Here is a 14,033-nt window from a genome sequence, read left to right on the forward strand (position 1 = left end):
TGCGCGGATTGTGCGTAGCTTTGCCACTACCGCATCACTCACGCTTATTCGTTGCCCGACGTTGCTGCAAGCTATCAACATTCATAAGAGTTATAACTCCCTGAACGTGCTCAAGGGCATCGATTTAACGATTGAGAAGTCGGAAATCGTCAGTATTGTGGGTTCTTCAGGTGCCGGAAAGAGCACCTTGCTGCACATTCTGGGCACGCTGGACAGCCCCGACTCAGGTGAAGTACTGTTTGATGGCGAGTCAGTTAGCAGTCTGGGCCGCAACGACTTGGCGCGGTTTCGCAACCGGCACATTGGCTTCATCTTCCAGTTTCACAACCTGCTGCCGGAGTTCACGGCATTGGAAAACGTGTGCCTGCCCGCTTACCTGGCCGGCCGCTCCGAAAAAGAAGTGCGCGTGCGGGCCCGCGAGCTCCTCGGCATGCTCAACATGGAGTTCCGTGCCGACCACAAGCCCAGCGAGATGAGCGGCGGCGAGCAGCAGCGCGTGTCGGTGGCCCGCGCCCTGATTAACTCGCCTGAAATCATCTTCGCCGACGAACCCAGCGGCAACCTCGACACCAAAAACGCTCAGGAACTGCACCAGATTTTCTTTCTGCTGCGCAAAGAGCTGGGCCAGACGTTCGTCATCGTCACGCACAACGACCAGCTGGCCGAGATGGCCGACCGCAAGATTGTGATGCGCGACGGCCACATTTTGGAAGGCGGGTAAGCAGCCCAGGACTTTTAAAAGGCTTTCTAATAGCCCATTTACCCTCGTCTAGGAATGGAACGCTAGAACGATGTAGAGACGCGACACTTCGCGTCTCTACATCGTTCAACGATGCCCGAACGATAGTCCCGTTGCATTTCCCTGATGGCGCGGACGCCGAGACGCGAAGTGTCGCGTCTATACATCGTTCTCGCATTCCGCACGGCACTTGCCCAAAACACTATCGTTAAAAAGCCGAAGCATCCTGAGATGCTTCGGCTTTTTTGTTCCTGTCTGTCATGCTGACGAAGGAAGCATCTCTACCGCTTCGTTAAAATCGTCTGTCATGCTGAGCCTGTGAAGCATCCTCTTACGCCACAACGATTTTGTTGGAATGTGAGAAGATGCTTCGCAGGCTCAGCATGACAGACGTTTGCTGAATGACCAGTGAAATGACAGTGGCGCTTGGTAACGCCTGCTCTCGGTTCGACAAGCTCAGCAGAAAAGGCAAGAGCATTTGATTATCAATATGATATTCGCTATCCTGCCCTCGGTGTGTCGCCTCACTATTTATCACTTTTATGACGACACTAATCAAGTAGTACAAGTGTTTCTAATTGGCGTCATTCATCCCAATGATGTTAGTTTTGACAATTTTTACCATTGCTGTTAATCAACTGACTTACAGTGATAAAATTTACTAAAAATTCTGGCTTTTCTGGCACGTTATTTTCTATCTTTGGGTTATACATACGAACATCAGTTGGACACATTACTAAAGAACACAGCCATGAACGAGGCAACCAAAAACACCAAGGACATTACCAAAAAAGCGAAAATCGAGAGCTATGACATCAGTCGCTCCGATGAGACGCTGGACCTGGCGAAGGACCTCGCTAAGTTCATCAAGGACAACAAGCTTACCACCAACGTGCAGGGCAAGGAGTTCGTGAACGTCGAAGGCTGGCAATATGCTGGTTCGCGCCTGGGTATTGTGCCCATCGTGGAGCACGTTATCAACGTGAGCAGCGACCAGGAAATGAAATATCAAGCCAAGGTGACCCTGTTTGACATCCGTCATCAGATTACCGTCGGCGCCGGCTTCGCCGTGTGCTCGAATAAGGAGAGCGGCAAGAAGTTCTACCAGGAGTTTGCCATCATGAGCATGGCGCAGACCCGTGCCATTGGCAAGGCGTACCGCAACTGCCTGGCCTGGATTATCCGCGCCGCTGGCTACGAGCCGACGCCTGCTGAAGAAATGGATTACAACACCAACACGCCCGCGGCGGCTCCGGCCCCGGTTGAAGCCGCAGCCAAGGCCGTACCTGCCATGCAGGTGGTGCCCGCCGAAGTCCCGGCCGTTGCTGCCGAGCAGGCTGCTCCGGTGCAGTATGCTACTGCGGCTCAGAAAGAGGAAATTATCCGCTTGCTGAACCACCCGGTGATTACCCGCCCCGAGAAGACCAAGATGTTGCTCAACATCAACCGCCTCGACGAGGAGCGTGCTGTGCAGGCCATCGCCAAGTTGCGCAAGGCCATCGACGACCGTGAGAACGGCGAGAAGGCAGCGGCCTGAGCTTCGGCTTAATCTATTTGACAAGCCCGGTACCGTGAGGTGCCGGGCTTTTTTGTTGACTTTTTTGAAGCATCGGGCTAAGATTAGCTTAAGCACCGTTAAGACGGGTTGGTCATGCCTTGAACTAAAGGTTGTTAAACTATCTAATGGCATTGAGCTCTGACAGCATTAAAAGGATAGAAATTCCACCATTTAGGTGAACAGCTACGTCTTTGGTTCTGGCCCTTGAGAGTAGTGCGGGTTGTCACGGGTCCGGCGCCCAATCGGTCAAGCGGTGGAGCGGTACCGCGAAGTAGGCACAAGCCCAGCATAGGCATTCGAAGTATCGTGATTCTTCATGGAATCCGGGAAACTTGCTGGCACCCCTTTTTATTCTAGGGAGAAACCCAGCGAATCAGCCACAACCACAAGCAAACCCAAGAACCACAACGCTGACAGAGTAAAGCGCTTGAATTACTGTAGCTTTGTCGTTCTCCTCCAGTGAAAACATTTAGCCCCGTTGCCATGCCTGACTCTCCGGTTTTGACCCATGACGATGCTGCCGGGGCCTCCGCTCCCTTTGCTGAGTTCGACCCGCTGCTGCGCGACCTGCTGGCGGTTTCACTCACGGCCGTCAACCTGTTGCGCCCATTGTATAGCCACACTGGGGAGCTGTACGATTTCGCCATTGAGTACCTCAACCCCGCTGGCCAGCGCATGACGGGCTTGCCCGAACGGCCCGGTGAAACCCTGCGCAGCCGCTTTCCCGAAACCTTCAGCAACGGCGTCTTCGACCTATACCAGCGCGTGTTTGAGAGCGGCGAAGACGGTCGCCTCGACCTCAACTACCAAGCCGATGATTTAGACAACTACTTCCACGTAGCCGCTCGGCGCAGTGGCGACTTGCTAGTGGCCAGTTTTACCGACACGGCCGACCAACCCCGGACGGCTGTGGAAGTGGCCTTGCGCGAGAGCCAAGCCGCCGAACGAGCCGCGCAGGCCGAGGCCGCCAGGAGCCGCCAGCAGCTCACGGCATTGTTCATGCAATCGCCAGCTTGCATTGCGCGGCTCGATGGACCCAACCACGTTTTCAGCCTTGTCAATCCCTTTTACCAGCAACTCACGGGTGGCCAGCCGCTGCTGGGACTCGCCATGGCGGAGGCCATACCCGAACTGATAGGTCAGCCATTGTTAGGCTTGCTCGACGACGTGTACCGCACCGGCGAAACGCATTACGGGCGTGACGTTCCCGCTACCCTCGACCGCACCAATACCGGTAACCTCGACGAAGCGTACTTCAACTTCATCTACCAAGCCATTCGCGATGACACTGACACGGTCTCGGGCGTACTGATTTTCGCCTACGATGTCACCGAGCAGGTAATGGCTCGCCATCATGTGCAGGAGCTCAACGAAGAATTGGCCGCCATAAACGAAGAGCTGCGGGCGAGTAACGACGAATTCCTTAACACCAACACTGCCCTAAGCCAGGCGCAGCAACAATTGCAGCAGCTCAACCACGAGCTGGAAACTCGCGTGCAGGAGCGCACGCAGGAACTGAAACAGGCCCACGGCGAGGCCGAAGTCGAACGCCACCGCCTGCGTTCCCTGATTGCCGAAGCCCCCACCCTCATCGCCCGCCTGCGCGGACCCAACCATTTCGTGGAGTTGGCCAATGAGCAGTTCCGCAGCTTGCTTGGCGGCCGCGAACTTGCCGGCCGGCCCTACCGGGAGGCCCTGCCCGATTTAGAAAACCAGCCTTTCTTCGACCAGCTGGACGCAGTTTACCGCACGGGCGAGACGTACTACGGCAAGGAGGTGCCCGTCTTGCTGGACCGCGACAATTCCGGGCAGCTGCGCCAGGACTACTTCAACTACACCTACCAAGCCACGCATGATGCCGCCGGCCAAATCGACGGCATCTTACTCTTTGCCGAGGAGGTAACCGAGCAGGAAATGGCCCGGCAGGAGCGCGAAACCCAGCGCGAGCAGTTGCACAGCCTGTTCATGCAGGCCCCCGCGCCCATCGTCATCCTGGATGGACCGGAGATGGTGTATCAGGTTGTCAACCCGGCTTACCAGCGCATCTTTCCCGGCCGCGAATTAGTCAACAAGCCCTTGCTGGAAGCCTTGCCAGAGTTGGCCAACACGCCGATTCCCGAAGTGCTACGTCAGGTGTACATTACCGGTAAACCCTACCAGGCGCAAGAACTGCCGATACGCTTGGCCCGTACCGAAAGTGGCCCCTTGGAGGATATGTTCTTCACGTTCACGTACCAAGCCCGACGCAATACCGACGGCGACATCGACGGGGTCATGGCCTTTGCCTACGAAGTCACCGAACAGGTGACGGCCCGTGGGCAGGTGCAGCTTCTGAACGAAGAACTGGCCGCCATCAACGAAGAAATGCATGCCACCAACGAGGAGTTGGGCAATTCCAATAGCCAACTCGTTAGCATCAATTCGGACCTGGACAACTTTGTTTACACGGCCTCGCACGACCTCAAAGCTCCCATCTCCAACATCGAAGGCCTGCTCGCCACGCTGCGCGAGGAGTTGCCCACGCCGGCCGCCGGCAGCGAGGTGGCCCTCATTCTGGACCTGATTCAGAACTCCGTGGAGCGCTTCACCCACACCATCTCCCTGCTCACCGACATCACCAAGCTGCAGCAGGAGTACAACCAGTTTGCCATCCTGGTAGCGTTGTCTCACGTCATCGAAGAAGTACGCCTGGACCTGGCCCCCCTGCTCACCCAGGTAGGCGGCCATCTGCACGTGAACGTCGCGGCCACGCCCACCATCACCTTCGCCGAGAAGAACCTGCGCTCGGTGGTCTACAACCTGGTCAGCAACGCCTTAAAGTACCACAACCCCGCCCGCGCCGCCGAGGTGACCATTCGCAGCCGCGTGGAAGCCCCGTATCTGGTGCTGGAGGTGGAGGACAACGGCCTCGGCCTGGACCTAACCAGCGACCACCAATTGTTCGGCCTCTTCCGGCGCTTCCACACCCACGTGGAGGGCTCGGGCGTGGGCCTGCACATGGTGAAGAAGCTGGTGGAAAATGCCGGCGGCAAAATCAAAGTAGAAAGTAAAGTCGGTCAGGGCTCGACCTTCTCCGTATACTTTCCCTGATAACCCGCTTTCCGCCGCTCGACGCTGTGCAGGGCTTTTTGGCCTTGCCAATCCCCTCCTATGTCTCAATTACGCTGCGTCCTACTGGTCGACGATGACCCGACCACGAATTATTTAAACCGCAAGCTGCTTGTCAAAATGGGCATCGCCGACGGCGTGCTTACCGCCCTGAACGGCCAAGAGGCGCTGGCTGCGGTCAATACCCACTGCTATGAGGACAGCCCGACGTGCCCGGACCTGATTTTCCTGGACGTGAACATGCCCCTGATGAACGGCTTCGAATTTCTAGCCGCCTACCGCCAGCTACCACCCGCCCAGCAGTGCGCCACGGTGATGGTGATGCTCACCACCTCGCTGCACCCGCGCGACGTCCAGCGCGCCCATCACCTGCCAGTGTCCAGTTTTCTCACCAAGCCCCTCACGGCCGAGAAGGTCACCGCGATTCTCCAGGCCCACTTCGCTGCTGCCGCTGACACACTGCCGGGCTAACCCCCCTTGCTTTCAAAACAAAACGCGGCCGGTCATCAACCTTGGGTCGTAACGTTGTCAAAACCCTCCTTTGGGAGAACGGTCGGGGTTTCGACCGTTTGAGTAAACTCCGGTTTATGTACGCATTGCAGCCGCGGTGAATTCCAATTGGGTTTGACCGTATACAACCCATACCCTTGTCAATGCTTCATCCCCTCCATGCCGGGCGCTTTGCCCTTGCCACGTTGGTCGAGGGCGGCGCGAAGTCACTTCTCCGGCTGCGCCGCCGGCCCACGGCCGTAGTAGTGCAGAAACATCATGCGGGGCTGGTCAAACAGCATGTGGTTGTGCACGGCCACCACTTCCAGGTTGTGGGCCCGCAGCATCTTAATCACCGCATTCACCTCGCTTTCCAGCATGGCAATGTCGCCAGCAATGTGCGCGTCGGCCTGCTTGCCGGCAAACGAAGCCCACGAGTTTAGCCCAATGGCGGCCGTCATCTCCGTGCCCATCATGATGGACTGCCGGCCGGCCCGGCCCACGGTGTATTTGTAGGTCGGCCCGTTGACCACCCCCTGGTAGCCCACCAGCTGGTCCAATGCTGGAATATCAAATAGCTCCTTGCCCGTCGGCGGCCCGGCGCTCGGCGTCGCGTTGTTGCCAGGCTGAGCAGGTGCTGCCGCCACGGCGGTCTTGGGCTGGTTGGCCGGCAGCAGCTTGGAGTCTTTGACCGTGGCGGCAAGCTTTTTGGCCAGCTCCCCGGGCTGCCCATGCCGTGGATGTGCATATAAAAGATGCGCGGTTCCTCGTAAAAGAAGTGGTTGTGCACCGCCCCAATCTCCAGCCCGTTGGCAAGCGCCGCCGACATCAGCGGGTTCACCTCTTCCTGCAGCAGCACCGTGTCGCTCATCAGCAGCGACGACTTGCCGTCCAGCGTGCGCTTGATGGCCACCCAGCCGCCAAGCCAAACGGAATGGGCACCGCCTCACCCTTGATGATGACCTTCAAATCGTTGCGCGGCAGGGGCGTGGCGTGCGTGGCCGGCGCTTCCACGTAAGTGCCCTTTTTGCCCATCGCGGCTTCGATGGCCGCGATTTCGCCGGCCGTCAGGGCCGGAGTTTTACCCGCTGCGGGCGTTGGTGCAGCAGCACTGGCGTGGTGGCCAAGGCCACCGTCTTGAGCCAGTTGCGGCGGGAAAAGCACGAATCGCTCATAATCGTGGAGGAAAGGGAAGATAGGAAGGTAAGGGTTACCCGAAGTAGGACGCCACTAAGTAGTACATCAGCCCTGCCCCGGCACTAACGCCTATCCACAGTATCATGTTCACCTTGAAGCGGTAGAGCGCCACCAGCGACACCAGCAGCCAAGTGAGGCTTGGCCAATGCACCTGCGCCAGGTTAAGCTGACCGGTAGGAAAGAGCACCGCCCGTCCCAGGTATACCGCCAGATTGAGGACCACGCCCACTACGGCCGCCGTGATGATGCTCAGCACCGCTTTAAGGGAGGAATTGTGCTGGGTGCGCTCAATCAGCGGGGCGCTTACCAAAATGAAGACGAAGCACGGTAAAAAGGTGTAGTACGTGGTGGTGAGCAACCCCAGCGTCCCGAAAGCCAGCGAGCCGCCAAAATGCGTGTAGCCGCCCATGAACCCCACAAAGGCCAGCACCATAATCAGCGGGCCGGGCGTGGTTTCGCCCAGGGCCAGCCCATCGAGCATTTGCCCTTGCGTGAGCCAGTGCAGCTTTTCTACGCTCACCTGCGCTACGTAGGGCAGCACGGCGTAGGCCCCGCCGAAGGTGACGAAGGCCGCCTGGGTGAAGAATGCGCTCAGCCCCTGCCAGAACCCAAAATCGGGAGCTAGCAGCCGGAACAGCACCAATGGCAGGGCCCACAGCGCTACCGCCGTGGCGAGCTGCCGCACCAAGCGTGGCCCCGAAAAGCCCGTGCCTGGCACCACCGACTGCGTCGTTAGGAAGTAGCCCTCCTCGGCCTGCGCGGCTTTGGCTTGCGTGGCAGCGGTGGCGGCTGGGGCCGGAAATAGTTTGCCAGCTACCAACGCCACCCCCGCCGCGCCAATAATGAGGAGCGGAAACGGCACGTTCAGCCAAAAGATGCTCACGAAGCTGGCCACCGCCACCGCGTAGTGCAAGGGGCTCAGCAAAGACTTCTGCCCAATCTTGACCATCGCCAGCACGATGATGGCCAACACCGCCGGCTTCAGGCCCATGAATACGCCCTGCAGGGCCGGCAGCGTGCCTAATGTCACATACACCAGGCTCAACGCCAGCAGAATAAACACCGACGGCAGCACAAATAGGATGCCCGCCACCAGCCCACCCCGCGTGCCGTGCAACAGCCAGCCGATGTAAGTGGCCAGTTGCTGCGCCTCGGGCCCCGGCAGCAGCATGCAATAGTTGAGCGCGTGCAGAAACTTGGCGTCCGATAGCCACCGCTTCTGCTCCACCAGCACCGTGTGCATGATGGCAATCTGGCCCGCCGGACCACCGAAGCTGATGAAGCCCAGCTTCAGCCAGAAGCGCAGGGCTTCCGCAAACGTAGGCTTCGTAACAGCGGTCGGAGATTGGTTCATAACAGCCCGGTTTACTGGTCAGGTGGCTCTTTTGCTGTAAAGAAAGCAGCGCCCCGAACCAAAACGAGCGGACCACCTGGCCCGCCCGTTTTGGTTTATTCCATAAATGTCGGCCTCTTGCCCGAAGCACAGCACTACAACATCATCCTAGTTGCTATCAATGACGCGTCCGGAGCCCGGCGTACTCGCCGTGATAACCGGCCGGCCCTGGTAGCGCACATTGCCGCTGCCCTGCACCACCGCCCGGAGTGCGGAAGTGGCCCACACTTCGGCATTGCCCGAGCCCGATACCATCGCGTCGGCATTGGCACTGCTTAGCCCAAAGCCGCGGTAGAAGCCCGAGCCGGTTACGATTACGTTTTGGGCGGCCGTGGTGCCGACGAGTTCTATCGGCCCCGAGCCCTTCACTTCCACGTTGACGCCCGTGGCCACCAGCCCCAGACTGATGCTGCCCGACCCGGTGTTGACGATGGACACGTCGGAAAAGGTAAACGGATTCGTTCCGCGCACGGTGCTTGGTCCGGTCAGAATCAGCCGCCGCAGCCGGGGCATGGTCACCTCAATGGTCATGCGGTCCTGGTCGGGTGCGTTGCCGTCAAACTCCACTTTCCACGTGCCGTTGTCCACGCCGGTGCGCAGTTGCTTCAGGGTGTTCTCATCAGCACCGCGCAGCTCCACCTTTTGGGTGGAGCCTTCGGTCAGGACCACCGTAGAGCCTGCTTTTATCTCTAGTCCCTCAAAGCTGTCGATGCGGATTTCCTGGTCCATCGGGTCGGCTTTGTCTTTGCCGCAGCCGCTGAGCAGCACCAGAGCCGAGAAAAACAGGCCCACCAGGCGCAGTGAGTAAGGATTCTTGTTCATAAGAGAGAAATAGTACAAGGAAGGGCAGCAGGAATGTTAGCCAAGCAAACGCCCCACCGCTCCATGAGCGGTCGGGCGTTTTATGTTTCTGGCTATCGACTAGCGCCGCGGAAATAAAATGTCGAGGATGTCGCGGCCTACGGTGCCGGGGCGGCGCCGGTCTTCTTCGCGCCAGTTATACTCGGCGTCGTAGGCGCGGTCGCCGTGCAGAATGAAGGCGCCGGGCTCTAGGCGAACACCCGCGAGGCGGTCGCAGCTGGTGGGCGGGGGCTGGTGCCCGGGAGGACGGTTCGGGTACCACACCCGGCACTCACCGGGCGGGGGGTAATGGCCGCGCGGCACGCCCGCCAACTCCCGCGGCCCGGCCGTGCCCGCCCGCGGCAGAATCACCCGGCCCAGGACGCCGCCCACACCGCCCGTGGTGCGTGAATTCCGGTCGTCGTAGCGGCCATTTTTGCCGTTCTTATACCGGTCGTCATCTTTGTCCCGGTCCTTGTACTCTTTCTCTTTGTAGTCTTTGTCCTTGTACCGGTCGTTCCGGTCCTTGTAATCCTTGTCCTTGTTTTCTTTTTTGTACTTGTCTTTGTCCTTGCCTTTCCCATCGTCTTGGGCCGAAGCAGCCGACGCTGACAGCACTAGGCTAGCGGCGAGCAGGTAATGAGTAAGTTTCATGAGGGTGGGAAAAAAGTGAATATGTATGCGCTTACGCTGCCTTATGGTCAAAGTTCGGGCCACAACCATTCTCCCCCACAGCTACCCCGCGAGCTTTGGCGCGGGAGCTTCGCTTTCCGTTCGGGAGAAAGCCGTTCTTTTGCCCTCATGTTGCACGATTTTCTCTTCGCGCCCTTCGCCGACCCCGCCACTGCACAGCTATATGACCGGCTGCTGGCCACGCTGCGCGCTGACCCCATCCCTGGCACCACGCTGCTGCTTGGCCACTTTGCCGTGGAGGACGAAGGGGAGCCGCTCGATGCCGTCCTTATCCGTCCGCACAGCGTCACCATTTTGGTGATGGTGCCCCGCGGCGGCCAGCTCCAGATGCCGGCCCTGGGCTACGGCGCCTGGCAGCTCGACGGCCGCCCTCTGCCCGGGTCCGGCACCGAAGCGGATAATCCCTACGAGCAATTCCTGCGTCAAAAGGTGGCTTTGGCGGCGTGGCTAGGGCCCCAGTTTAGGCCAGAACAGGCCAACTTGCAGTATATTTCCGGGCTGGTTGTATTCGGCGCACCCGTCACCTTCGGCCCCGAAATCGAACAATACCTGAGCCAGCTGCCCGACGGCAGCTTTCAGCTACTCGCCGACGCCAGGCAGCTGCCCCGCCGCTTGGCCCAGCTCGCACGCCCCGAAATTGACCTGCCCGATGCCGAACTCACAGAGTGGGCCCATAACCTTGCCGCTGATGAGGACCGGCAGCCAGATTTGCGGAACTCCTCGGACCTGCCTCCCACTGAACCAGCCCCGGAGCGGGGCTTTCTCAGCCGCGCCTGGAGTTGGCTCGGGGCCGACGACATCCCGGCCGACACCCCCTACGGCCACCCCGCCGCGCAAGCCGCCGCCAGCAGTGCCGAGAAACAACGCCTCGAACAGCTGCAGCGCGAAGCCCAAGCCCAGGTGCAGCAGCAACTCCGTGCCCTCGAGGCCCGCGAAGCCGAGCGCGAGCGGCGCATAGACGAGCTACGTGCGCAATTGGAACAGGCCCCGCCCGTGACCACCGAAGCCCAGGCCCTGCGCGACCGTCTGGCCGCCGAAAACCAGGAAAAAACCGCGCTGGAAGCAGCCATTCGTGCTTCCCGGGCGGAGTCAGACAGCCGCAACCGGGACCTGGACGCCAAGATTCAGCAGCTTGGCCAGCTCATCGAGCGACTAAACACCCGAACGGCGGAGCCCGCCGCAGCTGGAGCCCAGCGGCCGGCCGGGGCCTTTCAGTCGGCACCTCCTGCGGCCCGCGGCGGTACTCGGCCGTCGAGCAGACGCCGGCACCTGCCGCGGGCAGCTGCGGTGGTTGGGATTGCCGCCTTGCTCGGCTTGGGTACCTGGTGGGGCGTGAGCCGGATGGCCATTAGCCCGTCTTCGGCTACCGCGCCTACCGATACGGCTTCATCTAGCCGCTCCGCCCCTGCTGCGGCCACCAGCCCGACCCAGACTACAGAACGCCCGAAGCCCTCGGCCGAGGATGACGAAACCGAGTCAACGTCAGCCAACGACGACACTGCGCCCCCCGCTGCCGACCCCTACAAAGCGCGCTACCCATACGCCGACGGTTACGCCCGGGTGCGGGTGAAGGGGGCCTACACCTTTATCGACGAGGAAGAACAGGTGTTTCCCACTACCTACTTGGAAGCCCGTGACTTCTCGGAAGGCTTCGCGGCCGTGCGCGACCAGCGCGGCTGGCACTACATCAGCGGGCCCGAAGCGGAAAACCCGGCCACGCCGCCCTTCTTGTTTTTGGAAGCCTATTCTTTTCGCGAGGGGTTGGCCCGGGTGCGCCTCGAGCCAGGCTACACCTACATCACCCAAGGCAACCTGGCCGGAAAAGGCCCGTCGGTCTTTCAACTGTACGAGGCCGCCACGGATTTCCAAGACGGCCGCGCCCAGGTCACCCTTGAAGGCCGCCGCCTCACAATTGACACGACGGGGCAGCCAGTAGAGTAAAGCCAAGGCCCGGCTACGCCAACGGCCGAACTACGCCTTGCTCGAAAGCCAAGGGATTACGGCGTGGATACCGGTCTTTGGCCAGTACAAGTCCGAACTTGAGGGCTTCGCCTACGACCGGGCCACCGATGCCTTCACCTGCCCCGCAGGCCAGGCGTTGCCCTTTCAGAAGTACGACACCAACCAAGACGAGGGCTGGCACAAAATCTACTGGGGCCCGTGCCGCACCTGCCAGCAGTGCCCGCGCAAGCCCCTCTGTGCGCCGCGGGCCAAGCGCAAGCAAATCAACCGCACCCTCTACGACGCCGCCTAACGCCGCGCCTAGGAACGGCAACAGACCCAGCGGGGACAACGCAAACGCCGGGTCCGCCAGGGCACGGTCGAGCCCGTGTTCGGCAATCTGCTGCATTACTACGGCCTGCGCCGGCTCAACGTGCGCGGCCACGCCGGGGCCCACAAAACCATGCTGCTCGCGGCCGTGGCTTACAACCTCAAAAAGCTGCTCCGCCACCGCCCCAACCGGCAAGTGAGCGTGGCCGTGGCCCTGCCACGGCCCCTGTAGCGGCCAATCGGCGCGCAGGGCGGCAAAGCTGGCGCATCGAGGCGACAACTTGGGCACTGGCAAAGCCGCTAACCAGAAGGTGAATCATCTAATCCGAGTTCTGCAACAGCCACGACCGTCTCCCTGAACGACCACTGTAGCGCATGCACCATTCTCAGCCTGAGCAGGCGAATACGATTATCGGCCATCGAATGCGGGGGACGCACGGGTTGCGGTTGCGTGGAACACCTTCTTCATGGGGGAACTTGGCCACGTTGGCAAAGGCGCACAGGCCCACGATAAGCGCCGCGAGCGCAACATTCTTCCACCGGGTCACCAACCATTTCAGCGTAAAGGAATCACTTGGTTATTTCGCTCAAAAGCCCAGCTTATATACTGAAAGTCAATAGTTAAGCAAACAAAACCCACGTATGTACCGTCTTAGATAAAGTACTGTGAATTTTGTACCCTTCGACCCTATCCTCTTGTGCGACACTTAACGCTTTCACCACCGCTACTTTCTTGCTTTCTATGAAAAAGATATTCCTCTCCCTGGCCTTACTCACGGGCGTGACCGCAGCTGCCCAGGCCCAATCTACCGCCGGTGGCGGCACCCGCTTCGGTCTGAAAGTGGGCGTGGTGGCCGCCACGCTGGCCGGCGACGACAAAGACTTCCAAGGCGACGTGCAAAACCGCTTTGGTTTCCAGGCCGGCGTCACGACCACGACGAGCTTGGGCGTGGGCGGGCTGTTCGAGCTGCACCCGGAGTTGCTGTATTCCCAGCGCGGCTACCAAATCGAGGACGTGTCCAAAACCACGTTTCACAACCTCGACGTGCCGCTGCTGGCCCGCCTCAACGCCGCCGGCCTGGTCTTCGAGGCAGGTCCGCAGGTGGGCTACTTGTTCGCCCACAAGACCAAGTTCGAGGATTCCGCCAGGCCGGACATTACCACCCGGGGCCAGCTCAACAAGCTGCAGTTCGGCTACATCGTGGGCGTGGGTTACCAGCTGGAGAGCGGTCCGAATGTGGGCGTGCGCTACAACCGCAGCATCACCCGGCTTTATGACGAAGACGCCGCGCTGCCCGGCGGGAATAACATGTACAACTCGGTGTTTCAATTCCAACTGGGCTTTGCCTTCCCCGGTGGCCGCTAAGCCCCGGCGCTTCCCTGTAAAAAAGCCCCATTCCCGCCTTGGAAATGGGGCTTTTTTATTACCTGCGTGGCATCTCGTAGACCAAACAGGCCCGTGTGGTTGTGCAGCCTGAAAAATATTGCCTTTGTTTTGCTGTTCGGACCCTTTTCTTGAACACCGAGCACATGTCATCATCGGGTAGCAAGTGACGTCCGGGCAGGTGTCTTATTCTGCAAAACTCACCGCCCGTGCTATGCAATCGTTGCCGGCAACGATTGCATAGATTTAGTAGCGACGGTTGGGGTATAAAGTGGGGGCGCCGTCGTACCATTAGGCACAGTTATACAGCGACCTACAACAGCTGCGCTGCCTTCTTGGCGGTGCACTGGACGAAAACGGG

At 59.8% G+C, this 14,033-nt stretch carries 11 protein-coding genes and 2 pseudogenes; 7 read left to right on the forward strand and 6 right to left on the reverse strand.

Annotation, left to right across the window (positions count from 1 at the left end; translation table 11 throughout):
* The first annotated feature begins 61 nt into the window (after positions 1-61).
* The 4 genes from ACP7AJ_RS20365 (at position 62) to ACP7AJ_RS20380 (ending at position 5,876) form a co-directional block, all read left to right on the forward strand.
* Entirely contained in the window at positions 62-721 is a 660-nt protein-coding gene (locus tag ACP7AJ_RS20365; RefSeq protein WP_092674649.1) for an ABC transporter ATP-binding protein, read from the forward strand.
* Positions 722-1,490: 769 nt separating this feature from the next.
* Positions 1,491-2,276, forward strand: a complete 786-nt coding sequence (locus ACP7AJ_RS20370) for a hypothetical protein (protein ID WP_426062050.1) — start codon at positions 1,491-1,493, stop codon at positions 2,274-2,276.
* A gap of 504 nt (positions 2,277-2,780) precedes the next feature.
* Positions 2,781-5,387, forward strand: coding sequence for a PAS domain-containing protein (locus ACP7AJ_RS20375; protein ID WP_426062051.1), 2,607 nt, complete (start codon positions 2,781-2,783; stop codon positions 5,385-5,387).
* Between the two features lie 60 nt (positions 5,388-5,447).
* Entirely contained in the window at positions 5,448-5,876 is a 429-nt protein-coding gene (locus ACP7AJ_RS20380; protein WP_426062052.1) for a response regulator, read from the forward strand.
* A gap of 245 nt (positions 5,877-6,121) precedes the next feature.
* Here the strand turns inward: ACP7AJ_RS20380 and ACP7AJ_RS20385 are convergent, their stop codons facing one another.
* The 6 genes and pseudogenes from ACP7AJ_RS20385 to ACP7AJ_RS20410 form a co-directional block, all read right to left on the reverse strand.
* Positions 6,122-6,541 (reverse strand): DUF1259 domain-containing protein, encoded by a 420-nt coding sequence (locus ACP7AJ_RS20385; RefSeq protein ID WP_426062053.1) that lies wholly within the window; start codon positions 6,539-6,541, stop codon positions 6,122-6,124.
* A gap of 131 nt (positions 6,542-6,672) precedes the next feature.
* Positions 6,673-6,765, reverse strand: a pseudogene (locus ACP7AJ_RS20390) (DUF1259 domain-containing protein); the annotation flags it as partial.
* Positions 6,765-7,058: a hypothetical protein gene (locus tag ACP7AJ_RS20395; RefSeq protein ID WP_426062054.1), complete on the reverse strand. Its 294-nt coding sequence runs from the start codon at positions 7,056-7,058 to the stop codon at positions 6,765-6,767. The gene ACP7AJ_RS20395 and the pseudogene ACP7AJ_RS20390, both read right to left, overlap by 1 nt.
* A gap of 46 nt (positions 7,059-7,104) precedes the next feature.
* Entirely contained in the window at positions 7,105-8,445 is a 1,341-nt protein-coding gene (chrA, locus tag ACP7AJ_RS20400; protein WP_426062056.1) for a chromate efflux transporter, read from the reverse strand.
* A gap of 147 nt (positions 8,446-8,592) precedes the next feature.
* Positions 8,593-9,306, reverse strand: a complete 714-nt coding sequence (locus tag ACP7AJ_RS20405) for a head GIN domain-containing protein (RefSeq protein WP_426062058.1) — start codon at positions 9,304-9,306, stop codon at positions 8,593-8,595.
* 99 nt (positions 9,307-9,405) lie between these two features.
* Positions 9,406-9,978, reverse strand: coding sequence for a hypothetical protein (locus ACP7AJ_RS20410; RefSeq protein ID WP_426062059.1), 573 nt, complete (start codon positions 9,976-9,978; stop codon positions 9,406-9,408).
* 147 nt (positions 9,979-10,125) lie between these two features.
* On the opposite strand from ACP7AJ_RS20410, the gene ACP7AJ_RS20415 reads away from it, so the two are divergent.
* The 3 genes and pseudogenes from ACP7AJ_RS20415 to ACP7AJ_RS20425 all read left to right on the forward strand — a co-directional run bounded on the left by ACP7AJ_RS20415 (position 10,126) and on the right by ACP7AJ_RS20425 (position 13,654).
* Positions 10,126-11,958: a WG repeat-containing protein gene (locus ACP7AJ_RS20415; RefSeq protein WP_426062060.1), complete on the forward strand. Its 1,833-nt coding sequence runs from the start codon at positions 10,126-10,128 to the stop codon at positions 11,956-11,958.
* Between the two features lie 37 nt (positions 11,959-11,995).
* Positions 11,996-12,520 (forward strand): annotated as a pseudogene (locus ACP7AJ_RS20420) (transposase).
* A gap of 510 nt (positions 12,521-13,030) precedes the next feature.
* Entirely contained in the window at positions 13,031-13,654 is a 624-nt protein-coding gene (locus ACP7AJ_RS20425) for a porin family protein (RefSeq protein ID WP_426062062.1), read from the forward strand.
* The last annotated feature ends 379 nt before the right edge of the window (positions 13,655-14,033 follow it).

The sequence above is a fragment of the Hymenobacter sp. B1770 genome, assembly GCF_049896385.1.
Taxonomy (GTDB): Bacteria; Bacteroidota; Bacteroidia; order Cytophagales; family Hymenobacteraceae; genus Hymenobacter.

Excerpts from the sequence above, each read along its gene's own strand:
- ACP7AJ_RS20370 (WP_426062050.1), top strand. The coding sequence starts at position 1,491 with ATGAACGAGGCAACCAAAAACACCAAGGACATTACCAAAAAAGCGAAA.
- ACP7AJ_RS20375 (WP_426062051.1), top strand. The coding sequence starts at position 2,781 with ATGCCTGACTCTCCGGTTTTGACCCATGACGATGCTGCCGGGGCCTCC.
- ACP7AJ_RS20380 (WP_426062052.1), top strand. The coding sequence starts at position 5,448 with ATGTCTCAATTACGCTGCGTCCTACTGGTCGACGATGACCCGACCACG.
- chrA (WP_426062056.1), bottom strand. The coding sequence starts at position 8,445 with ATGAACCAATCTCCGACCGCTGTTACGAAGCCTACGTTTGCGGAAGCC.
- ACP7AJ_RS20405 (WP_426062058.1), bottom strand. The coding sequence starts at position 9,306 with ATGAACAAGAATCCTTACTCACTGCGCCTGGTGGGCCTGTTTTTCTCG.
- ACP7AJ_RS20410 (WP_426062059.1), bottom strand. The coding sequence starts at position 9,978 with ATGAAACTTACTCATTACCTGCTCGCCGCTAGCCTAGTGCTGTCAGCG.
- ACP7AJ_RS20415 (WP_426062060.1), top strand. The coding sequence starts at position 10,126 with ATGTTGCACGATTTTCTCTTCGCGCCCTTCGCCGACCCCGCCACTGCA.
- ACP7AJ_RS20425 (WP_426062062.1), top strand. The coding sequence starts at position 13,031 with ATGAAAAAGATATTCCTCTCCCTGGCCTTACTCACGGGCGTGACCGCA.